This is a genomic window from Rheinheimera sp. (genome assembly GCF_030824435.1).
Classification (GTDB): domain Bacteria; phylum Pseudomonadota; class Gammaproteobacteria; order Enterobacterales; family Alteromonadaceae; genus Pararheinheimera.
Genome location: NZ_JAVBXS010000095.1, coordinates 34576 through 56416 on the forward strand (window position 1 = coordinate 34576; position 21841 = coordinate 56416).

Sequence of the window (21841 nt, forward strand, 5' to 3'; positions counted from 1 at the left end):
TGACAGATTGGCTATAGTCGCGACGCAATCAAAGGCGCCGCAAAACCGCGGCCTTAGTACCACATGGATGTTCCTGATGAAATTTTGCTTCGGCTTTCAAGTTGCCGCAGTCAGTTGTTTATTCGTTTCAGTTGCGGCGCAGAGCGCCGCTTTGCCGGTCAATCTTGTGGCCACTGAGCTTTTGACCACTACCCTGCCCGAAGCTGAGCCTGTTGCCAGTGTGATAGTGCCGCCGGCACTGGCGACACAATATCGAAGTGCCGAGCCTATTGGTTTATTGGCATTTTCCCCCGACAACCAGCAGCTGGCTTTTAGCAGCAGCCATCACAGCAAACAACAAAGTGCGCTTGGCGATATCTGGCTTAGCGAACTTTATGTATGGTCTTTTACCGCAAGCGGCAGCCCACAGAAACTGATTGATGCCCCCACCACCAACAAATTTGCTTATTATGGTGCCCCTGCGCTCAGCCTGGAGTGGCAGCACCACAACATCTTATTGGTGATTGGTAATGGTGATGATGCAGCCACAGAGCTGACTTATTTAACCGCCCAAAAACGGCTGAAAAACCCCAATATTGGTGAAAAAACGCTGGATGAAGCCCCTTCCCTGACCGAAGCCGAACGTCTGGTGCAGCAGTGTTTTACCGACTGGCCCGCAGAGGTGGTTGAACACAGCAACAATCACTGGCTGCAGCCAGATAAAACTCTGTTATATCAGGCTAATTATGCGGGAGTAGCACGCGATCTCTGGCTGATTGATATTGCCAATTGCCAGCGCAACTTATTACCTTTACCCAAGGGGCTCGGGCAGCAGCAGATCTGGGCTTTAGGCGGTGCGCTTTATCAAAACCAGCTGGTGTTGGCTTTACGGCAGCATCACAAAAAGCGCAGCCAAACCCTGTTATTGCAAACCGATGTCAGTACCCTTGGCACCACACAACAACAATGGCTGAACTGGAGTTATGGTCTTGGTGGCTCGTTCGAATTTACCGCCCTGACGTCGACCGACAAACAAAGTTTATTTTTGCTCACTGACAACTACCAGCCTTGTCGTAGCCGGCTTTATAGCCTGAATCAGCAGCAGCTCAGTGCTATTGCCGTGGATGGGCACTGGCTTTGTAATGCAACAGTCAACCACCACGGCCTGCTTGGCCTGACACTGACAGCCACTAAGCCTGACAATAAAACCGGCGAAGTAGCCAGCACCAATACTATCTGGGTGGTCAAACCTGAATTTTTACAGGCATTCAGATAAAAAACAGCAGCCTGAAGTCGCTTCAAACCACAAAACCCGGCCTTAAGGTCCGGGTTTTGTTTTATCTGCTGTTTGCGGCAGTTCCAGCTGCAATATAGCCAGCTGGCGTTTTAACTGCTGCAGGTTATCAAGCAGCCGCTGCTCAATAAATTGCAGTTTTGCGTTGGGGTCTGTGATGGCGGCCAGCTCAGAGGCCAGACGGCGTAATCTTTGTTGTTGCAGTTCGTTTTGATAACTATTGCTCTGAACACCAAGGCTCTGAACCGAAGGACTCTGAACACCGGGGTTTTGAACCGCAGAGCTCTGAGCACCGGAGTTCTGAACTGCAGGACTCTGAACCGCAGAACTCTCAGTACCTGGACTTTGCCCATCAGGCTGCAAAATAGCAGAGTTTTGGGCTGTAGCCGGGTTGTTGTGTTCAATAGTGGAGTAAGGCATTAAAACACTCCGCACAAACAAGCTAAGGCCCATAACAGCAGTTAGCTTGTGGTTATTGTTAACCCAGTGTCGGCGATACTGCTGTAGCTGCCAATGCCCAAAAAGAGGTAGCCGCTTGCACCAGCCAATGATACAAAACGGCTTCTGTGGTTAGCGCCTGTCCGGGCTGGCTTCAGGCCAGTCTGAACCTGGCCACCATATCCTGCAAAGAACCGGCAAGCCTTGCCAGCTCGCGGGCTGTTGCCGCTGTTTGTTCAGCGCCGGCGCTGGTTTGTACTGACACATCGCTGATACGGATAATATTCTGGTTTATCTCCTCCGCCACTGTACTTTGTTCTTCAGCAGCCGAAGCAATCTGGGTCGTTTTGTCGTTGATGGTGACAATACCTTCCAGCACAGCTTCCAGTAAGTGGCCGGTAGAATTGATATTTTCCGCACCTTGTTGCGCTTGTTGCAGGCTAAGCTGCATATCGGCAGACGCCTGCTCTGTGCTTTGTTGCAGGGTTTCAATCATGCTGCGGATATCCACTGTCGATTGTTGGGTGCGCTGGGCTAAATGCCGTACTTCATCGGCCACCACTGCAAAACCGCGCCCCTGATCGCCAGCCCTGGCCGCTTCAATAGCGGCATTCAGTGCCAGCAGGTTGGTTTGATCAGCAATACCGCGGATCACCTCCAGCACCGTATTAATCGACTGACTATGGGTTTTTACCTGCAAAATAGTGCTGTTGGTTTCCTGCACCTGATTCGATAATTTGCTTATTAACTCAATAGTTTGCTGCAGCTCGTTTAAACCTTTACCGGCATGCTGGTGTACAGTATTGGCTTCATCAGCCGCTTCTGCTGTACTGCTGGCCACATCACGCACTGTTGCACTCATTTCATGCATGGCGGTAGCAGCAAGTTCGGTGTCCTGTTGTTGTTGCAATACACCACGGCTGGTTTGAATAGTGACAGCTGATGCCTGCTCGGCCGCTGCCGCCACCTGATGTACGGCAGAATCTATTTGTTGCAGCACCTGTTGCAGCTCGTCGGCCACCGAATTAATACCCCGGGCAATATGGCCAAATTCGTCATGACTTTGGTATTGCACCCTGGCGGTTAAATCACGGGCGGCCAACCTGGCCATGGCAACATCAATTTTGGCCACGGCATTTTTAATATTTTTAATAACACCAAAAGCCAGCCAAAGTACAAACACCAATACCAGCAGGTTCGACAACAAAGCCCACCATAACGCTTGTTGGCTGTTTTTATACACCAGCGCTGCGGCGGTGGCTGTTTCAGCCAGTAGCTGATTTTGCAGCACCACCAGTTTATCGATACGGCTGCTGGCTAAATCAAACCAGCGGGCGCTGTCGACATCTAACTTGGTATGAATTGGGGTTTGAAATACCAACTGCTGCAGGGTTTTAAATTCTGCACTGTCAGCCTCTGCCAATGCTGTTTTAAGTCTGTCTTGTTGCCCGCCGCTTTGGCGTAATACATTTTCCTGAAAAGCCAAAAAGGCGCCCAGATTGGTGCTGACCCGGCTTAACAGTTCGCTGTCGAGTTGCTGCTGATTAAACACCAGCCCTAATAAAGCGCGCTCCCGACCTGCCCTTTCTATCATTTCCATCAGCTGGTTCATTACACCTAACTGCCGCGCCATCTCAAGGTGCGACAACTGCTGCTCAGCCTGATGACTTAAAGCCAATAACTGGCTAATTAAACCGGTATAACGGGCAGCGGATTCGGTGTTTTTGATACGCTGCTGGTCAACATCCTGTCGCAGTACTGACAGTTCCGACAACTTTTGCTGCACTGCAGTTAATTTGTCATCTTTTAACAATAAAAACTGCGTCAGCCGCTGGTCAGTATCAGCACGGGCCTGACGCATTTTGTCGGCAAACTTATTGCCTTTGCTACCCAAAAACACCCCGCTGCTGCCACGTTCAGCCTGCAGGCCATTGACCAGAGCGCCCAGCACCAGACTTTGCTGCACCCGCAGTTCAACCTCGGCCGCCACTTTCAGCTCAGCATATTGGGACCACATATGCTGACCCACAAACCAGCATAAAAACAACAAAGGTAAAGCCAGCAGCAACAGCAGTTTATGTTGCATAGGCCAGTTGCGAATCATCGCTTGCATTCAACTCTCCTTGAGAAAACCGCTGACAGGCGGCAAAGGGGTAGGTTATTCAACCTGAGCAGGTTGTTGTTGCAGGTATTCCGGGGTAAAACTGAAATACACCCCGGTGCCGCCCTGCTCGCGACGGCGGATTTGAATGGCGCCACCCAGCTGTTTACTGCGCTCCTGCATAATAGCCAAACCATAATGGTTCAGTTTTTCCGCATGTTGCGCTATGCCAATACCATTATCTTCAATGGCCAGTTCAATGGCCTGGCCCTGCTGCTGCGCCAGTCGGATCACCACTTCAGACCCCTGACTGTGATGTACCGCATTCTGGCTGGCTTCACGCACTATCTGCAGTAAATGAATTTCTTCCTGTGGCTGTAACGGGGTGTTTGTCAGCTGATAATCCAGTGAAAATTTCATGCCGGATTGTTCTGACAGCTGGGTTGCTGTCAGTTGCAGTGCCTGTTGCAAACCGCCGCCGTCCACTTTTAACCTGAAGGTGGTGAGCAATTCACGCAGCTGGCGGTAAGCGGCATCCAAACCATGTTTCAGTTCCAGCGACACGTCCTGCATACTGGCTTTGTCGTCGAGACTGATGGCTTTATTCAGCCGGCTGACCTGAATTTTTAAATAAGAAAGTGCCTGGGCTAAAGAGTCATGCAGTTCACGGGCAATCACAGTGCGCTCCTGCATCAAAGCCAGTCTTCTGGACTGCTCAGCTTCTGATTTTAAACTCATCGCAATAGCCAGCTGATCGGCCACTGTACTCAGCAATTGTTGTTGCCATTCGGCTAATTTTTTATCGGCGCTGCTTCGAGCCACCAGCACGCCATATTGCTGATGATCCCTTTTAAGCTGATAACGGTATAACAGCTGCTCATCCCGGCGTATACCATGGGTCGGCGCTTCAATACATTCTTCACAACTGTTACGACTGCAAGGGTCTTGATCCACGTCAGCCGGTTGCAGCTGTAAATAAGGTGCACTGCCCTGCTCAGTGATCAAACAAAGTTCAATATCACGAATGTGTGTCACCTGCTGTAGCCGCTCGACCAGCATATTCAGCTGCTGGCGATCCGGCACCTGCTGGTTAAAACTGCGCGCCATGTCATATAAAAACTGCAACTTGGTATTACTTTGTTGCAGCGCTGCGGTTTGTTCATCCACCCGTTTTTCCAGATTGCCATACATATAAGCAATGGCGTCACTCATTTTGTTTAAGGTACCGGCCAATACACCAAGTTCATCCGGCTGTTCGGCGCTAAGGCGCGAGGTAAAATCACCCTGACCAATACGCCGTGCCGCGCGGGTCAGCTCTGACAAAGGTTGTTCTACTCTGGATTTAAGCCAGTACATCACCACCATGGCCAAAATCACGGTTAAAAACAGCGCCACCACCTGCACTAAACGCAGAGCCCGTACTTTTTGTTCGGCATCTTGTTGAATACTGCCCACCAGCCCTTCCAGCAAAGCCACATGGCTGGCAATTTGCCGGGCTAAATCTTCACCGGCAAGCTCACCACTGCTGATCTGCGGACTGAGTTCAAGCCAGTTGTGGCGCGCCTGCCGAAAAGACTCACTGAGTGCACGTTTTTCGTGTTTCATGCGGTAAAACACCGGATGTTGCCAGCTATTCAGTAACTTCTGCTGTGCTTCTGCCAACTCTTGTGGTTTTTGTTGTTGGCTCAGCAGCGCCACTTTATAAGTTTGCATCCGCAGTGAACCGGCCACGTTAATGGCCAAAGCGTCACTGTCGGCTTTTTCTGATAACCAGTATGAAATCAGCATGGTACTGAGTGCCATTGCCACTATGCAGGATAGAGCAACGCCAATCCGCGTCACAATTGAAAATTTTTTCATCATTCAATCCAAAATGAAGCCAGGCACAGAATAAGCGATTTTGCCCCGCCAGAAGCTGCGCAAGTGAGCTACCCCTTTTACCCCGCCAGCCAGAACTTGTTGTTTTTACATTGGAGCTGGCGGCGAAGTTTACATTTTTATTCAAACACTTACCGAAAATTCATCCTACCTCTTTTGGGGTAGATAACAACAATTTTACCCATTTTCATGCCATAGCAAGCTTGTGCCAGATCAATCATCATTCGCCCAACATTCTTATAGTGTTCAGAAGTTAAGCAGACAAGGTTGTTGCAGATGCAACAGCAGCAACCAGCGCCAGGAGTAAACCGATGAGTCATCTTCTCGACAAATTGCGGTTTTTTAAAACCCGCAAAACGCCATTCTCCGACGGACATGGCATCACTACTAATGAAGACAGAACCTGGGAGCAGGGTTACCGGCAACGTTGGCAACACGACAAAATTGTACGTTCTACCCATGGGGTGAACTGTACCGGCTCTTGTAGCTGGAAAATTTATGTCAAAGATGGTCTGGTGACCTGGGAAACCCAACAAACCGACTATCCGCGCACCAGACCCGACTTGCCCAACCACGAACCCCGTGGTTGCCCTCGTGGCGCCAGTTATTCCTGGTATATCTATAGCGCGAACCGGCTGAAATATCCAAAAGTACGCCAGAGCTTAATGAAGTTATGGCGTGAAGCCAAAGCCATTCATAAAGATCCGGTGCTCGCCTGGCAATCTATTATCAACGACCCGGTAAAAGCCAAAAGTTACAAAGAACGCCGTGGTTTAGGTGGTTTTATCCGCGCCAGCTGGGATGAAGTGAACGAACTGATTGCCGCAGCCAACGTACATACCGCCAAAACATATGGTCCGGACCGTGTTACCGGCTTTTCGCCTATTCCGGCCATGTCGATGGTGTCTTATGCCGCCGGTGCCCGTTATTTATCGTTAATTGGTGGCAACTGTTTAAGTTTCTACGACTGGTACTGCGATTTACCACCTTCTTCCCCTCAGGTGTGGGGTGAACAAACCGACGTGCCTGAATCGGCCGACTGGTACAACTCCAACTACATTATCGTTTGGGGTTCGAACGTGCCACAAACCCGTACCCCGGACGCCCACTTTTTAACTGAAGTCCGTTACAAAGGCACCAAAACCTGTGTCATCACCTCAGATTATTCTGAAGCATCGAAGTTTGGTGATACCTGGCTGGCACCGCGTCAGGGCACAGATGCCGCCCTTGCCATGGCCTTTGGGCATGTGATTTTAAAAGAATTCCATGTCAATAACCCAAGCGCGTATTTTACCGACTACGTGCGCCGTTATACCGATATGCCGATGCTGGTTATTTTAGAAGATCAGAATGGCAAATTAGGCCAAGGCCGATTCCTGCGCGCCGCCGATTTGGTTGACAACTTAGGTGAGCAAAATAACCCGGACTGGAAAACCATTGCTTTAGATAACAACAGCGGCAAACTGACCAGCCCGAACGGCGCTATTGGTTATCGCTGGGGCCAGAATACCGACCAGATTGGTAAATGGAACTTAGAGCAAAAAGACAAAAACGGTGACATTGAACTGGCATTAAGCCTAAAAGACAACCATGACGGTTTAGTCGATGTCGCTTTCCCGTATTTTGGTGGTGCGCCACACGAATACAAATACTTCCAGCACACAGCGCATGACGATATTCAGCTGCGTAAAGTGCCGGCGAAAAAAGTACAGCTCGCTGACGGTACTGAAGCGCTGGTGGCCACAGTCTATGACTTAACGTTGGCGCATTATGGCGTGGATAACGGTATTGGCGATGCCAACCGTGCTTCCTCTTACAACGACAATGTGCCTTATACCCCGGCCTGGCAAGAAGCCATTACCGGCGTTAAACCAGAAGATGTGATTCGGGTGGCCACTGAATTTGGCCGCAACGCCGACAAAACCCGTGGCCGTTCTATGGTGATTGTGGGTGCTGCACTGAACCACTGGTATCACATGGATATGAACTACCGCGGCCTGATCAACATGCTGATGATGTGTGGTTGTATCGGTCAGAGTGGTGGCGGCTGGGCGCATTATGTCGGTCAGGAAAAACTGCGGCCACAAACCGGCTGGGCACCGCTGGCTTTTGCCACCGACTGGCAAAAACCACCCCGTCATATGAACGGTACTTCGTTCTTCTACAACCATTCCAGCCAGTGGCGTTATGAAAAACTGGATATGGCAGAAGTGGTATCGCCTCTTGCCAATAAAGAAAAGTGGACTGGCTCTATTATCGACTTTAACGCCCGCGCCGAACGCATGGGCTGGTTACCTTCTGCACCACAGCTTGGCGTGAACCCGCTACATATTGCCGGTAAAGCCAAAGCAGCCGGTATGGAAATTAAAGATTATCTGCTGAATGAACTCACCAGCCACAACATTAAATTTGCCTGTGAAGAGCCGGAAAATCCGCAGAACTTCCCACGTAATATGTTTGTCTGGCGCTCAAACTTATTGGGTTCCTCAGGCAAAGGCCATGAATATATGCTGCGCCATTTACTCGGCACCAAACATGGTTTGCTGGGTAAAGATTTAGGCGGTTTTGGCGGTAAAAAACCAGAAGATGTTCAGTGGACCGACAGCCCGGCCGAAGGCAAAGTAGATTTATGGGTGACCTTAGATTTCCGTATGTCGACCACCTGTCTGTATTCCGACATCGTTTTACCAACAGCCACCTGGTATGAAAAAGACGATATGAATACTTCGGATATGCATCCATTTATTCATCCGTTGTCAGCCGCTATTGACCCTGTGTGGGAAGCACGCAGCGACTGGGAAATTTTTAAAGGCATTGCCAAAGAGTTCTCCCGCGTTTGTGTGGGCCACTTAGGTGTTGAAACCGATGTGGTGACCACGCCAATGCACCACGACACCCCGGCCGAATTAGCCCAACCTTATGGCGTAAAAGCCTGGTGGAAAGGTGAATGTGCCGCTGTACCTGGCATCAGCATGCCCCATTTAAATGTGGTGGAACGTGATTATCCCAATACTTATCAGCGCTTTACATCTTTAGGCCCATTGCTGGAAAAAACCGGCAACGGCGGTAAAGGCATCGGCTGGGATACCAAAAATGAGGTGCATTTCCTTAAAGAGCTGAACCGTACTCATACCGCTGAAGGCGCCAACAAAGGCATGGCGAAAATTGAGTCGGCCATTGACGCCTGTGAAGTGATTTTAAGTTTAGCGCCTGAAACCAATGGTCAGGTGGCGGTAAAAGCCTGGGCTGCCCTTGGCAAAATTACCGGCCGTGACCATCGCCATCTGGCACTGAATAAAGAAGATGAAAAAATCCGCTGGCGCGACATTGTGGCCCAGCCACGCAAAATCATCTCCTCACCCACCTGGTCGGGTCTGGAAGACGAACATGTGTCTTACAACGCCGGTTACACCAACGTGCATGAGCTTATTCCATGGCGCACCATCACGGGCCGTCAGCAGTTTTATCAGGATCACGAGTGGATGCGCGACTTTGGCGAACAGCAATGTGTGTACAAACCGCCGATCAACTTAAAAACTGTGGCCCCTGTGCTGAATAAAAAGCCCAATGGCAACACCGAAATAGTCCTGAACTGGATCACCCCTCACCAAAAATGGGGCATTCACAGTACTTATTCCGACAACCTGCTGATGCTGACCTTGTCACGTGGTGGCCCTATCGTCTGGCTTAGTGAAATTGACGCCAAAGCGGCGGGCATTGAAGACAACGACTGGATTGAAATTTTTAACGTCAACGGTGCCATAGCGGCCCGTGCCGTGGTGTCACAGCGGGTGCCTGAAGGCATGAGCATGATGTACCACGCACAGGAACGTATTGTGAACGTGCCAGGTAGTGAACAAACCGGTACCCGCGGTGGTATCCACAACTCTGTGACCCGCGCTGTGATGAAACCCACCCATATGATCGGCGGTTATGCCCAGCAATCTTATGGCTTTAACTATTACGGCACTGTCGGGTGTAACCGCGATGAGTTTGTCATCGTCCGTAAGATGAACAAAGTCGACTGGCTGGACACCCAATAGGAGTAGCATGATGAAAGTACGCGCACAAATAGGCATGGTATTAAATCTCGACAAGTGCATAGGCTGTCATACCTGCTCCATTACCTGTAAAAACGTCTGGACCTCGCGTGAAGGTGTGGAATACGCCTGGTTTAACAACGTCGAAACCAAACCTGGTATTGGTTTTCCGAAAGAATGGGAAAACCAGCAAAAATGGAACGGCGGCTGGGTGAAAAACGCCAAAGGCGAGCTGGAGTTAAAAATTGGCGGCAAACGCCGGGTGCTGGCGAATATTTTCGCCAACCCGGATTTACCGGAAATTGACGACTACTACGAACCTTTTGATTTTGACTATCAACATTTACACAACGCGCCGGACAGCAAACACCAGCCAGTGGCCCGGCCGCGCTCGCTGATCAGCGGTCAGCGCATGGAAAAAATTGAATGGGGCCCAAACTGGGAAGAAATTCTCGGTACTGAGTTTGCCAAACGCAAAAAAGATCAGAACTTCAATGAAGTAGTGCAAAAAGACATCTACGGCCAGTTTGAAAAAACTTTCATGATGTATTTACCAAGGCTTTGCGAACACTGTCTGAATCCGGCTTGTGTGGCAGCTTGCCCAAGTGGTGCTATCTACAAACGCGAAGAAGACGGCATCGTGCTGATTGACCAGGACAAATGTCGTGGCTGGCGCATGTGTGTCTCGGCCTGCCCCTACAAAAAAATCTATTACAACTGGAAAACCGGTAAATCAGAAAAATGTACTTTCTGCTTCCCGCGCATTGAAGCCGGTCAGCCGACTGTTTGCTCTGAAACCTGTGTTGGCCGTATCCGTTATTTAGGTGTGCTGCTTTACGACGCCGACAAAATTTCGGCCGCAGCCAGTGTCGCCAACGAGCAGGATTTATATCAGGCCCAGTTGGATATTTTCCTGGATCCAAAAGATCCACAAGTGATAGCCGCAGCCCGCGCCGAAGGCATTCCGGATAACTGGATCAATGCCGCCCAGCAAAGCCCGGTTTATATGATGGCGATGGAATGGAAAGTGGCGCTGCCACTGCACCCTGAGTACCGCACCCTGCCAATGGTTTGGTATGTGCCGCCACTGTCACCTATTCAAAGTGCAGTGCAGGCCGGCCATGTTGGTATGAATGGCGAAATTCCGGATCTGAAATCCTTGCGGATTCCACTGCGGTATCTGGCCAATATGCTAACCGCCGGTGATGAAAAACCTGTAGTCAGAGCACTGGAGCGCATGATTGCAATGCGCGCTTTTAAACGCTCACAACAAGTGGATGGTGTGGAAGATTTAGCGGTCTTAAAAACTGTGGGCCTGACGGCGCTGCAGGTGGAAGAAATGTACCGTTATATGGCACTTGCCAACTACGAAGACAGGTTTGTGATCCCAACCAGTCACCGTGCTTATGCCGAAAACGCTTATGACTTAAAAAGCAGCTGTGGTTTTAGCTTTGGCAATGGTTGTGGTGATGGCAATAACGACGTCAGCCTGTTTGGCACCAAAGCCAAAGGTGTACGTCAGGTGATTCCGGTTGAGCTGAAGGATTAACAGATGAAAATTTTACAGGTTTTATCCTTATTACTGGATTACCCCACCGAACTTTTGCATGACAGCAAAGAAGAATTGCTGGCGCTTATTCAAAGCGCCGGCCTGTCGGCTGCCAACCAACAAGCGCTCTGTGACTTTGTCACAGCGCGCCTGAGCGGCGATTTAATGGACTGGCAGGCCGATTATGACGGTCTGTTTGAACGTGGCCGTTCTTTATCTTTGTTGTTGTTTGAACATGTGCATGGTGAGTCACGCGACCGCGGTCAGGCCATGGTCAATCTGCAAAACCAATATAAAGAAGCGGGTTTGGACATTGGCTTAAAAGAGCTGCCGGATTATCTGCCGCTTTATTTAGAGTTTTTGTCGACCCAGGGTGATGACAACGCCCGTTTTGGTTTGCAGGAAGTAGCGCCAGTGCTGGCGCTGCTGGCAGCCCGCTTGCAAAAACGCCAGTGTAACTATGCAGCGGTGTTTATTGCCCTGTTGGAGCTGTCAGATACCGACATCGATTTATCGGATATTCAGACACAAATTGCCACTGAAGAACGGGATGACACGCCTAAAGCGCTCGACAAAGTCTGGGAAGAAGAAATGGTGACTTTCCTTGGCAATGAACAGCAAAACGGTGCTTGTGCCAGCAGTGTGATACGTCCAAGCGAACAACAACGCAAAGACCAGTTTGTGCCGCTGAATACCGAGCTGCTAGCCACTGACGCCGGCGCTTTGGCGCCAGAGGCCCATGTTGTAGATAAAGATTCGCTGGCTGCGGAAATTTTTGCCCATGCCGCCGCGAATAAAAGAGCTGCAGCTGCAACAGCAGCTTCAGTAAAAGGAGTGTGATATGACCGCCTTTACCCCTTCAATTTTTGACAGTTTTGCTTTTGGCATTTACCCCTACATTGCCATGGCCATTATGTTTATCGGCAGCTGGGTGCGCTACGACCGCGAGCAATACACCTGGAAAACCAGCTCCAGTCAGATCATGGAGAAAAAGCAGCTGCGAAAAGGCAGTATTGCCTTTCACATTGGTGTGATAGCGATCTTTTTTGGCCATTTTGCCGGTTTGCTGATGCCAAAAGCGGTCTGGCATCTGCTGGGCATCACTGTTGAAATGAAACAACTGATTGCCATGGGTGTCGGTGGTTTTTTTGGGTTGATTTGTTTTTACGGTCTGACCATTTTAATTATCCGCCGGCTGAATAACCCAAGGGTACGCGCCACTTCCAGCACCATGGACATCGCCATTTTATTGCTGCTGTACGCACAATTAATTTTGGGTTTGTTGTCGATTTTTGTCTCTATGGGGCATTTAGACGGCGCCGAAATGTTAAAGCTGATGACCTGGGCGCAAAGCACCATGACCTTCCAGAGCGCTGCTGCGGTAGAAGCAATTTCTGGTGTGCACTGGATTTTTAAAGCCCATGTGTTTTTAGGTATGAGCATTTTTGTGTTGTTCCCGTTTAGCCGCCTGGTGCATATGCTGAGCGTGCCGGTGCAATATTTCCGCCGCCAGCATCAGATAGTACGCCAGCGTTTTGTCCGTTAAGCCCTTGCTGTTCTGCCCCGCTTTGGCAGCTGCTGTTTTCCCTGAAAGGAAACTCAGGTTGCTGTCAAAGCGGTTTTTTCGGAGAAAATGATGATTATTGTGAATGAAAAACAAATTCCGGAAGCTGCCATTATGGCGGAGATGCAATACCATCCGGCCGCTGAAAAACGTGCAGCTATGCTCAAAGCCGCTGAAAGCCTGATTATTGCTGAACTGCTGAAACAACGTGCGCTGGAACTGGGCCTTGCCGACGAAAACCAGCTGCAGGACCATAGCCCGGCGTCACAGGATTTAGTGCTGGATAAACTGCTGCAACAGGAAGTGCTTATTCCAACCGCCAGCAGCGCCGAATGCCTGCATTATTATCAGCAAAACCCACAACGTTTTGTCACTTCACCGTTAATTGAAGTGCGGCATATTTTGTTGCCGGCCGCCCCGGAAAACGACGCTGAACGCGCCAAAGCCAAACAACTGGCTGAATCTATTTTGACTGAACTGCAACAAGCCAGCGATTTTGCAAAGCTTGCCGCCAACTATTCGGTGTGCAGCAGCAAAGACAGTGGTGGTCTATTAGGCCAAATCAGCAAAGGCCAGACTGTGCCTGAATTTGAACGTCAGGTGTTTAAGGCCCAGCCCGGCCTGATGCCCTACCCGGTCGAAAGCCGTTTTGGTTTGCATGTGGTGGATGTGCTGCGCCGGATTGAAGGTGACTTGTTGCCTTTTAACGCGGTAGAGCAAAAAATTCAGGATTACCTGAATGAAAAAGTACGCCGTAAAGCCATAGCCCAATATATTCAGAGCCTGATTGTGGAAGCGCAGATTGAAGGTTATGACTTTGCCGTCAGTAGCTCACCGCTGATGCAATAAAAACCCGTGCCATCGGCATTGTTGCCAATTTATAAAAAAACCGCCCTCTGGCTGCAGTCGGCGGTTTTTTTAGTTCTGTGCTTTTTACGACCGGTTATTTGCTTCGGGCTTTTTTACACCGAGCTTTTTGCCACAAACTAAAAACAACTACTCCTTTAGTTTTAGCTTGATACCTCCGCTAAATCAGCCTTACCAAAAACTGAGTAACCATTTCATTTTATTCATGTTTTAACGTAATGACCTTATAATTTCCGTGCTTTTTAGCCGCCTTGATGAAGGAAATTATGAAAAAAGCCAACTCAGTTTTACTCACCCCTGTGTCTCTGCTCGCCCTCACTGTCGCCAGCCTCTGCCTGCCAGCTGCCAATGCAGCTTCTTCCGCCGCTGACGCCTTAAAACAAACGACTGTCAGTGCCCAGTTCCGTTACCGGCTGGAAAATGTCGATGAAGACAAAGCACTACAAAACGCTACTGCCTCTACCTTAAGAAGCCGCCTGACATTAAATACCGGCAGCTGGTTTAATAGCAAAGCCTTGCTGGAAATTGACAATGTCAGCAGCATCGGCGGCGAAAGATACAACAGCACCGTCAATGGCAATGGCCGTTATTCAGTAGTCGCAGACCCGACAGGCACTGATATCAATCAGGCTGCACTAATTATCAGCCCTAACCCCGATGCACAATTTACCCTGGGTCGTCAGCGTATTAACCTGAATAATCAAAGGTTTATCGGCAGTGTTGGCTGGCGGCAAAATGAACAGACTTTTGATGGGTTACGTTATCAGCAAAAACTCGCTGCCAACTGGCAACTGGACCTTGCAAGCCTGCATAACGCCAACAGAGTGTTTGGTCCCAAAGGCAGTGCCGCCGACTTGCACGGTCGTTTTAATCTCGCCACCTTAAACTGGCAACTGCTCACAACGCAGCAGCTCAGCGCTTTTGTTTATGATTTGGATTTTGACACGCTGCAAGCGCGCGACAGCAGCACCCAGGGGCTTGATTACAGCGGCAATCTGGCTGCCTTGCCCAAATTAAAATGGCAACTGGCACTGGCCAGCCAAACCGATGCCCATCAGGCGCCGGTCGATTTTAACCATCATTACCATCGTGTTGATTTCAGTTACAACTTTGGCTTATTCACCGGCAAAGTGTGGCAGGAGCGCATGGCGGGTGACGGCCAAACTGCTTTTCAAACGCCTTTTGCCACCCTGCATGCTTTTGACGGTTTTGCCGATTTATTCCTGACAACTCCCAATAGTGGTGTGCGCGACAACGCACTGGAAATCAGCCTGCCGGTGAAAAGCACAAAACTGGCGCTGAGCTATCACCAGTACGATAGCGATGCGGGCAGTCAACAGCTTGGTTCTGAAGTGAATGCCACACTGGCCTGGGATCCGACGCCTCAACTGAATCTGCTGGTTAAACTGGCACAATACAATGCCGATAGCCATGCCGCTGACACCAACAAAGTCTGGCTAATGGCCAGTTATAACCTTTAAGTTTCGTCCCGGCCCGACCTCCACGTCGGTTTTTTGCAACGCCATGCCGCAGTTGCGCCTTGTGATCGTAGAGCGGCCGGATATGCTACCGCAGACACCAACAAAGTCTGGCTGATGGCAAGTTATAAGCTGTAAGTTTCTTCTCGGCCCGACCTCCACGTCGGTTTTTTGCAACGCCATCCAGAGGGTTCCGGATGGCGTTTTTTTTATAACTGCTCAAACTCCCCCCACTCCAACCCCCAAAGCACATTGATTTCGCCTTTACCTCTGTTGGGGTAATAAGCGCAGGCGCCATGCTGCCTGCAGCCAGATGCGCTTTTTAAGCACCCAAAAACATTGATCCAGATCAAAGTCTGCCCGGGCGCAGAACCTAAGCTAACACCATATCTAGTGCCAAAAACACACAGCAAACACAAGATACAGGATTATGCCGGATTTATATTTTTACGCCGAGCAAGTGGTGTGGCAGGAAGTGCCGGGCGAAACCAGCCTGGCTTTTACTATCAGCGGCTGCACTCTGGGCTGTAAAGGTTGCCATAGTGCACAAAGTTGGCCTGCCAATGCTGGCATACCGCTCAGCCCGGCGTTGCTTCTGGAAAAACTGCAAAAATACCGCGGCCTGATCAGCTGTGTGTTGTTTTTAGGCGGTGAGTGGCAACCGAAGCTTTTGCAACAACTGCTGCAACTTTGCAAAAAGCAGGGGCTAAAAACCTGTTTATACACAGGGCTGGATAGCCCGCCGCCCGGCCTGCTGCCGCTACTGGATTATCTGAAAACCGGCCGCTGGCAGGCTGAACTGGGTCCTTTGGGCCATCCTGGCAGCAATCAGCGTTTTTACGATTTAAACCTGCTGCAGGAACAAAGCTGGAAGTTCCGTCAGACAGCACAAAACAGCAACAGCAAAAACTCAGTAGCAACACAATCTAGAACAAACACAGCCACAATAAGCACGACCATAACAACGACTGCGACCACAAAAACAACTTCAGAAGGACTTTTACCATGCAACGACTGATGAGCCATCAGGTACAACAAAAACTCGATTTTATTCAGCACTACCTGCACGCCACCAATGCCGCCGATGGCTCCAAAATGGACGCCAACGCCAATGTCACACAAAAAAACATTGCCACTTTAGAAGCCGAGCTGATGAAAGATTATTTTATTCAGGTGAACCGGGCTCAGGTCAGTCAAAAAATTGCCGAACTGTTTGGCAGCGATTTGGCAGCAGAATATGTGCGGCAAATTGAAGCCCACGAAATTTATGTACACGACGAAACCAGCTTAAAACCTTATTGTGTGTCTGTGACCATGTACCCCTTTTTACGTGACGGCCTGACCAAACTGGGTGGTGAGTCCAAAGCGCCACAACATTTAGAATCCTTTTGTGGTTGTTTTGTGAACTTTGTTTTTGCCGTCAGCAGCCAGTTTGCCGGCGCTGTCGCTACCGTCGAATTTTTAACTTATTTTGATTATTTTGCCCGCAAAGACTACGGCGATCACTACCTGACAACCCACAAAAAACAAATTGAAAACCATCTGCAGCATGTGGTCTATGCGCTAAACCAACCGGCAGCAGCCCGTGGTTATCAGAGTGTGTTCTGGAATATCTCGGTGTACGACCAATATTATTTTGACTCTATGTTTGGCAATTTTGTATTCCCGGATTTTGTAAAACCGCAGTGGCAGTCGGTATCCGCCTTACAGGACTTTTTTTTAAGCTGGTTTAATCAGGAAAGGGAAAAAACCATTTTAACTTTCCCGGTGGTCACAGTTGCCATGCTGACGGAAAAAACGGACAAGCCAGAGCAAAGTTATTGTAAAGACAAAGAATTTGCCGAAAAAATGGCGCAACAGCTGGCAGATGGCAGTGCGTTTTTTGTGTATTTGTCCGACAGCGCCGACTCACTGGCCTCTTGCTGCCGTTTACGCAGTGAAATCAGCGACAACACTTTTTCTTATTCGTTAGGCGCAGGAGGTGTCGCCACCGGCTCTATTAATGTCATTACCATCAATATGAACCGGCTGGTGCAGGATGGCCGCGATTTAGCGGTAGAAATTGAAAAAATTCAGCAATATCAGGTGGCTTACCGCAAGCTGATGGAAGAATATCAGGCAGCAGGCATGCTTACAGTGTACGACGCCGGTTTTATCAGCCTGGACAAACAGTTTTTAACCATTGGCATTAACGGCATGGTAGAAGCGGCCGAATCGCAGGGCCTGACCGCCAGCAATAATCCGGCTTATATTGCTTTTGTACAACAGCAGTTAAAAACCATTTTTGACGCCAATAAAACCGCCAAAGCAAAATACGGTTATCTGTTTAATACCGAATTTGTACCGGCGGAAAACCTGGGTATTAAAAACGCCAAATGGGACAAAGCCGACGGTTATTTTGTGCCAAGAGACTGTTACAACTCGTATTTTTATGTGGTAGAGGATGAAAGCTGCAACGCCCTGGATAAATTCCAGCTGCATGGCCGTGCCCTGCTGGATTACCTCGATGGTGGCTCAGCTTTGCATTTAAATCTGGAGGAAAAACTCAGTCAGGATGCTTATTTAAAACTTCTGAATATTGCCGCCGGCACCGGCTGTAATTATTTTTGTGTTAACGTCAAAATTACCATCTGCAATAGCTGCGAAGCCATCGACAAACGCACCTTAGCGGCCTGCTCCTGCTGTGGCAGCACAGATATTGACTACGGCACCAGAGTGATAGGTTATTTAAAGCGGGTCTCGGCTTTTAGCAAAGGCCGGCGTATTGAACATCAGCTGCGCCACTACCATCAAAGCCCGGCGAAACAAACACAACCCCAGAAACCACAACAACAAACAATCCCTGCTTAAAGGCTTTTGCAAACGCCTGGCCAGCGCCAGCTACCCACAAAGGGGGAGTTGAACTCCCCCTTCTGTGCAAACTGCCCTCAGCCTGCTGTTGTTACACTGACGCCAACCCTTGCTGCGCTTGGTGCATTTTATGCTACCCATACTGGTGTTAGCCTGTGATCAACAAAAAAGTGCAGCAGAACCACATTGTTAATGCCAAAAAAGGCCGGGAGTTTCAGATGAATATTGAAAGTTATCAGGATTTAATTACTGCCGCCAAACAACAAAACGAGCCACAGCGGCTGTTGTTTGTATTTGCCAAAGCCGAACTGCCCAATGGTTACACCCAAAACCAGCACGACAGTTATCAGCAAGGTCATGGCGGAGCTTTAAGTCCGGTGCTTTGTGTGGATAAACTGCCGGAAGAAATTGCTGAATTTGCCACTTTAACCGCTGAATCTGCCGTCACCGGCATTGACTGGGATATTGCTTTTGTGTCGGCCCTTGGCGGCCGTGCTGGTTTTGCCCCCAATAGCGACGAAGCCGAACAACCACTGAAAATGATGCTGGCAAAAATTCAGTCCGGCATTATTGCCGACTTCCTGACTTTTAACCGTCATGGTGAGCTGGTGGCGCTTTATTAAGCGCCACGATAAAACTGCTGCGCTGTATGAAGCGCCACGATAAAACTGCCAGGCTGTATTCACCGAAAGTCAGGGGCAAATGAAAAGGCGGCAACAGCTATCCACTGAGTGTCGCTGATAAAAATCAAATAAAACCCAAATAAAACAACAAGTTTTGCTGCACAATCAAGATAGTGCTGTTATTGTTTGATGCCAGACGCTGCCTGAGTCAGGTAACACCTGGTTCAGGCATCACCACCATGACAGAAGGCAAACCTGATTGATACCACTGCTGCATCGTTTTACAACATGGCTGACCGGCAACAGGGCAAAAACCCGGGCTGAACAGCAGCCGGTACACCCCCCCCTGGATCAGGCGGAAGCTCAGGTTTGGGCCGATATGCCCACCACTTTTCATGGCACAAATGGCAAACTGATCCCGGCTGATACAGAGGTAAGACGGCAACTGTTTTTATCCTTGCTGGCAGAAGCCAAAGCGGCCGAAAACCAGCCCGCTCAACCCGCAAAAACAACATCACAAAAATCAAAGTAGCACTCTTAAAAAGATCAAAGTTAACTGCACAGCCCAGCCTGCGATGGCTGGCTGCTCGCGTCTTTTAGCCTGCTGCAGACAACACTTTTGCCACTTTTTGCTGCAATTGCCAGACAGTTGTTGGTAACTGTGCCGCACAGTCAAAACTATCGAGGAAGTTTTTTAAATAAAGGCCCAGTTCGGTATCGCCCAGCATGCTTAAACGGCGCTGAAAAAACAGTGTGTCGGGATCGGCCTGGCTGCTGCATAACAGGAAAAAATCGCTGCTGCTGGCTTTCACCCTTAAGTCGGCTTGTTGTTTTTGTAAATCATCACAAGCGCTGACGCAAAGTTTGTGTTGGCGCAGCTGCAAACTAAACAAAAAAGCAAAATCTGTGACCTCTATCACCACTGTTTTGTCGGCTAAAAAATCCAGTTCGCCCTGTTGGCAATGTGTCAGAAAAAGCCGGTTCAGCACCTGGCTTATCAGGCCAATCTGCAGCTGCAGCGGCAACCATTGATTCAGCTTTTGACCAAAGGCTGGCAAGGCTTTTATCACTTTGGGAGTAATCATTTTGAGTTGACACATTGGGAACACCTCTTTGATTCAACAATTTATACTGAGCTTCAGTGAAATCCTGATTTGTTGGTTATGGTGACACAGCCAAAGTCAGGCGCCCATCAGGCAAAAGAGGTAGTGACAGATGGAATTATTGTGCCCTGCCGGCAGTGTGGCGGCGCTTAAAGCAGCAGTGGAAAACGGTGCTGACGCTGTTTATGTTGGCTTAAAAAACGATACCAATGCCCGTAATTTTGCCGGCCTTAATCTTGATGATTTAAAGCTGGCCGAAGCTTGTGCTTATGTGCATAAAGCTGGCAAAAAACTGCATGTGGCTATTAACACTTTTGCTCACCCCAATAACTGGCAACGCTGGCAACAAGCGGTAGATCAGGCAGTTAGCGCGGGTGCAGACGCACTGATTATTGCCGATATGGCGGTGCTGGCTTATGCCGCTGAGCAGTACCCGCACATAGAGCGACATTTGTCGGTGCAGGCTTCGGCCACCAATATGGCTGCTATTGAATTTTACCGCAAGTTTGGCATCAGCCGCGTGGTGCTGCCAAGGGTGTTGTCCATTCAGCAAGTCAGAGCCATAGCCCGCAGCAGCGACATAGAACTTGAAGTTTTTGCTTTTGGCAGCCTCTGTATTATGGCCGAAGGTCGTTGTTATTTAAGCTCTTATTTAACCGGCCAATCCCCCAATACCGCAGGCGCCTGCTCTCCTGCAGCTTTTGTGCGCTGGCAGGAACATAAGGATGGCAGTCTGGAATCGCGTTTAAACGGTGTGTTGATAGACAAATTTGCCCCGGGCGAAACCGCAGGTTATCCCACTTTATGTAAAGGCCGCTTTGATGTAGACGGTGAGCTTTACCATACACTGGAAGAGCCGACCAGCCTGAATACATTAGCGCTGCTGCCGGAACTACACCGCGAAGGCATTCGTTCGTTAAAAATTGAAGGCCGTCAGCGCAGCCCGGCTTATGTGGCAAGCCTGACCCGGGTTTGGCGTCAGGCTATCGACACCCTGCTGAAAAACCCGGACGCCTTTAGCGTACAGGCGCATTGGGATCAGGTGCTGGCCTCACTTTCCGAAGGCAGCCAAACCACCCTTGGCGCTTATCATCGCAGCTGGAAATAACTTATGTCTCTTTTTACACACTCAGTAAACCAGGCCAGCCCGGCAACCTCAGCAAGCCCAGCTGCGCCACTAAAACTGGCCTTGGGGCCGGTGCAATATTATTGGCCCAAAGCGCAGATCCTGGATTTTTATCAGCAAGCGGCAAGTTCAAAAGCTCAGGTGGTGTATTTGGGCGAAACCGTCTGCAGCAAAAGGCGCGAACTGAAATTCAGCGATTATTTTGCCATTGCCCAGATGCTGCGCGAAGCCGGTAAAGAAGTGGTGTTATCGACCCTGACCATGCTGGAATCCCCTTCTGAGCTCAAAGAGCTGCGCCGTTATTGTGACAATGGCGATTTTTGGATTGAAGCCAACGATGTGGGTGCTATTCAGATGGTGCAGGAGCAACAACTGCCTTTTGTGGCCGGTGCTGCCATTAGTGTTTATAACCACAAGGCGCTGCGCCAGTTAGTACAGCTGGGCATGAAACGTTGGGTCATGCCGGTGGAGCTGTCGCGCGACTGGTTACTGGATATTTTGCAGCAACCGTTAATTGCCGACGTGCGCGACTGTTTTGAAGTGGAAGTATTTGGCTTTGGCCATTTGCCACTGGCCTGGTCGGGCCGTTGTTTTACCGCCCGCTCGGAAAACCGCGCTAAAGATCAGTGTGAACTTTGTTGCCTCAATTACCCCAAAGGCCGCATTGCCAAATCGCAGGAAGGCGAAGCGGTGTTTTTACTCAACGGCATTCAAACCCAGTCGGGCGAAAGGTATAACCTGCTCAACGATTTGCCTTCAATGCAAGGGCTGGTGGATGTGGTACGGTTAAGCCCTGAGCCTGAACACAGTTTTGAATGGCTTGATAAATTTCAGCAAGTACTTGAAAGCACTGCAACTTCCCGTCAACCTTTACCGGCAAACGACTGCAACGGTTATTGGCATCAGTTGGCTGGTTTACAGCAGGCTCGTTTACAGCAGACTGACGAATAA

17 protein-coding genes are annotated in these 21841 nt (G+C 49.6%); 12 read left to right on the top strand and 5 right to left on the bottom strand.

What is annotated here, in order from left to right:
• Nucleotides 1-166: 166 nt before the first annotated feature.
• Entirely contained in the window at nt 167-1255 is a 1089-nt protein-coding gene (locus RCH83_RS15815; RefSeq protein WP_306523745.1) for a hypothetical protein, read from the top strand.
• A 42-nt stretch (nt 1256-1297) separates the two neighbouring features.
• On the opposite strand, the gene RCH83_RS15820 is transcribed toward RCH83_RS15815, so the two are convergent.
• From RCH83_RS15820 to RCH83_RS15830, 3 genes are all read right to left on the bottom strand, one after another.
• On the bottom strand, nt 1298-1693 hold the full coding sequence (locus RCH83_RS15820; RefSeq protein ID WP_306523746.1) for a hypothetical protein: 396 nt from the start codon (nt 1691-1693) through the stop codon (nt 1298-1300).
• 172 nt (nt 1694-1865) lie between these two features.
• Nucleotides 1866-3824 (bottom strand): methyl-accepting chemotaxis protein, encoded by a 1959-nt coding sequence (locus RCH83_RS15825; RefSeq protein ID WP_306523747.1) that lies wholly within the window; start codon nt 3822-3824, stop codon nt 1866-1868.
• A gap of 45 nt (nt 3825-3869) precedes the next feature.
• Complete coding sequence (locus RCH83_RS15830) at nt 3870-5672, bottom strand: ATP-binding protein (RefSeq protein ID WP_306523748.1); 1803 nt, start codon at nt 5670-5672, stop codon at nt 3870-3872.
• Nucleotides 5673-6001: 329 nt separating this feature from the next.
• On the opposite strand from RCH83_RS15830, the gene RCH83_RS15835 reads away from it, so the two are divergent.
• The 9 genes from RCH83_RS15835 (at nt 6002) to RCH83_RS15875 (ending at nt 18661) form a co-directional block, all read left to right on the top strand.
• Nucleotides 6002-9733, top strand: coding sequence for a nitrate reductase subunit alpha (locus RCH83_RS15835; protein WP_306523749.1), 3732 nt, complete (start codon nt 6002-6004; stop codon nt 9731-9733).
• 10 nt (nt 9734-9743) lie between these two features.
• Entirely contained in the window at nt 9744-11279 is a 1536-nt protein-coding gene (narH, locus tag RCH83_RS15840) for a nitrate reductase subunit beta (protein ID WP_306523776.1), read from the top strand.
• A 3-nt stretch (nt 11280-11282) separates the two neighbouring features.
• Nucleotides 11283-12119 (top strand): nitrate reductase molybdenum cofactor assembly chaperone, encoded by an 837-nt coding sequence (gene narJ / locus RCH83_RS15845; RefSeq protein ID WP_306523750.1) that lies wholly within the window; start codon nt 11283-11285, stop codon nt 12117-12119.
• Nucleotide 12120: 1 nt separating this feature from the next.
• Nucleotides 12121-12825 carry a respiratory nitrate reductase subunit gamma gene (narI, locus tag RCH83_RS15850; RefSeq protein ID WP_306523751.1) on the top strand — a complete coding sequence of 235 codons (705 nt, stop codon included), beginning with the start codon at nt 12121-12123 and terminating at the stop codon, nt 12823-12825.
• A gap of 90 nt (nt 12826-12915) precedes the next feature.
• Nucleotides 12916-13692: a peptidylprolyl isomerase gene (locus tag RCH83_RS15855; RefSeq protein ID WP_306523752.1), complete on the top strand. Its 777-nt coding sequence runs from the start codon at nt 12916-12918 to the stop codon at nt 13690-13692.
• A 284-nt stretch (nt 13693-13976) separates the two neighbouring features.
• The gene (locus RCH83_RS15860) at nt 13977-15191 is read left to right on the top strand and encodes an alginate export family protein (protein WP_306523753.1); all 1215 of its coding nucleotides are present in this window, start codon (nt 13977-13979) and stop codon (nt 15189-15191) included.
• A gap of 427 nt (nt 15192-15618) precedes the next feature.
• Nucleotides 15619-16206, top strand: a complete 588-nt coding sequence (nrdG, locus tag RCH83_RS15865) for an anaerobic ribonucleoside-triphosphate reductase activating protein (protein WP_306523754.1) — start codon at nt 15619-15621, stop codon at nt 16204-16206.
• Entirely contained in the window at nt 16194-18038 is a 1845-nt protein-coding gene (nrdD, locus tag RCH83_RS15870; protein ID WP_306523755.1) for an anaerobic ribonucleoside-triphosphate reductase, read from the top strand. The genes nrdG and nrdD overlap by 13 nt, the downstream gene beginning before the upstream one ends.
• 218 nt (nt 18039-18256) lie before the next feature.
• On the top strand, nt 18257-18661 hold the full coding sequence (locus RCH83_RS15875) for a ribonucleotide reductase subunit alpha (protein WP_306523756.1): 405 nt from the start codon (nt 18257-18259) through the stop codon (nt 18659-18661).
• 208 nt (nt 18662-18869) lie between these two features.
• Here RCH83_RS15875 and RCH83_RS15880 read toward each other — a convergent pair whose 3' ends face one another.
• Together RCH83_RS15880 and RCH83_RS15885 are read right to left on the bottom strand one after the other, a co-directional pair.
• Nucleotides 18870-19106: a hypothetical protein gene (locus RCH83_RS15880; RefSeq protein WP_306523757.1), complete on the bottom strand. Its 237-nt coding sequence runs from the start codon at nt 19104-19106 to the stop codon at nt 18870-18872.
• A gap of 151 nt (nt 19107-19257) precedes the next feature.
• The gene (locus RCH83_RS15885) at nt 19258-19761 is read right to left on the bottom strand and encodes an SCP2 domain-containing protein (protein WP_306523758.1); all 504 of its coding nucleotides are present in this window, start codon (nt 19759-19761) and stop codon (nt 19258-19260) included.
• 115 nt (nt 19762-19876) lie between these two features.
• Between RCH83_RS15885 and RCH83_RS15890 the strand changes: the two genes are divergently transcribed.
• Nucleotides 19877-20872 carry a peptidase U32 family protein gene (locus RCH83_RS15890; RefSeq protein WP_306523759.1) on the top strand — a complete coding sequence of 332 codons (996 nt, stop codon included), beginning with the start codon at nt 19877-19879 and terminating at the stop codon, nt 20870-20872.
• Nucleotides 20873-20875: 3 nt separating this feature from the next.
• Nucleotides 20876-21841: a U32 family peptidase gene (locus RCH83_RS15895; RefSeq protein WP_306523760.1), complete on the top strand. Its 966-nt coding sequence runs from the start codon at nt 20876-20878 to the stop codon at nt 21839-21841.

Coding starts and splice junctions, on each gene's coding strand:
- RCH83_RS15820 (WP_306523746.1), bottom strand. CDS start 1,693: ATGCCTTACTCCACTATTGAACACAACAACCCGGCTACAGCCCAAAAC.
- RCH83_RS15825 (WP_306523747.1), bottom strand. CDS start 3,824: ATGCAAGCGATGATTCGCAACTGGCCTATGCAACATAAACTGCTGTTG.
- RCH83_RS15830 (WP_306523748.1), bottom strand. CDS start 5,672: ATGAAAAAATTTTCAATTGTGACGCGGATTGGCGTTGCTCTATCCTGC.
- RCH83_RS15835 (WP_306523749.1), top strand. CDS start 6,002: ATGAGTCATCTTCTCGACAAATTGCGGTTTTTTAAAACCCGCAAAACG.
- narH (WP_306523776.1), top strand. CDS start 9,744: ATGAAAGTACGCGCACAAATAGGCATGGTATTAAATCTCGACAAGTGC.
- narJ (WP_306523750.1), top strand. CDS start 11,283: ATGAAAATTTTACAGGTTTTATCCTTATTACTGGATTACCCCACCGAA.
- narI (WP_306523751.1), top strand. CDS start 12,121: ATGACCGCCTTTACCCCTTCAATTTTTGACAGTTTTGCTTTTGGCATT.
- RCH83_RS15855 (WP_306523752.1), top strand. CDS start 12,916: ATGATTATTGTGAATGAAAAACAAATTCCGGAAGCTGCCATTATGGCG.
- RCH83_RS15860 (WP_306523753.1), top strand. CDS start 13,977: ATGAAAAAAGCCAACTCAGTTTTACTCACCCCTGTGTCTCTGCTCGCC.
- nrdG (WP_306523754.1), top strand. CDS start 15,619: ATGCCGGATTTATATTTTTACGCCGAGCAAGTGGTGTGGCAGGAAGTG.
- nrdD (WP_306523755.1), top strand. CDS start 16,194: ATGCAACGACTGATGAGCCATCAGGTACAACAAAAACTCGATTTTATT.
- RCH83_RS15875 (WP_306523756.1), top strand. CDS start 18,257: ATGAATATTGAAAGTTATCAGGATTTAATTACTGCCGCCAAACAACAA.
- RCH83_RS15885 (WP_306523758.1), bottom strand. CDS start 19,761: ATGTGTCAACTCAAAATGATTACTCCCAAAGTGATAAAAGCCTTGCCA.
- RCH83_RS15890 (WP_306523759.1), top strand. CDS start 19,877: ATGGAATTATTGTGCCCTGCCGGCAGTGTGGCGGCGCTTAAAGCAGCA.
- RCH83_RS15895 (WP_306523760.1), top strand. CDS start 20,876: ATGTCTCTTTTTACACACTCAGTAAACCAGGCCAGCCCGGCAACCTCA.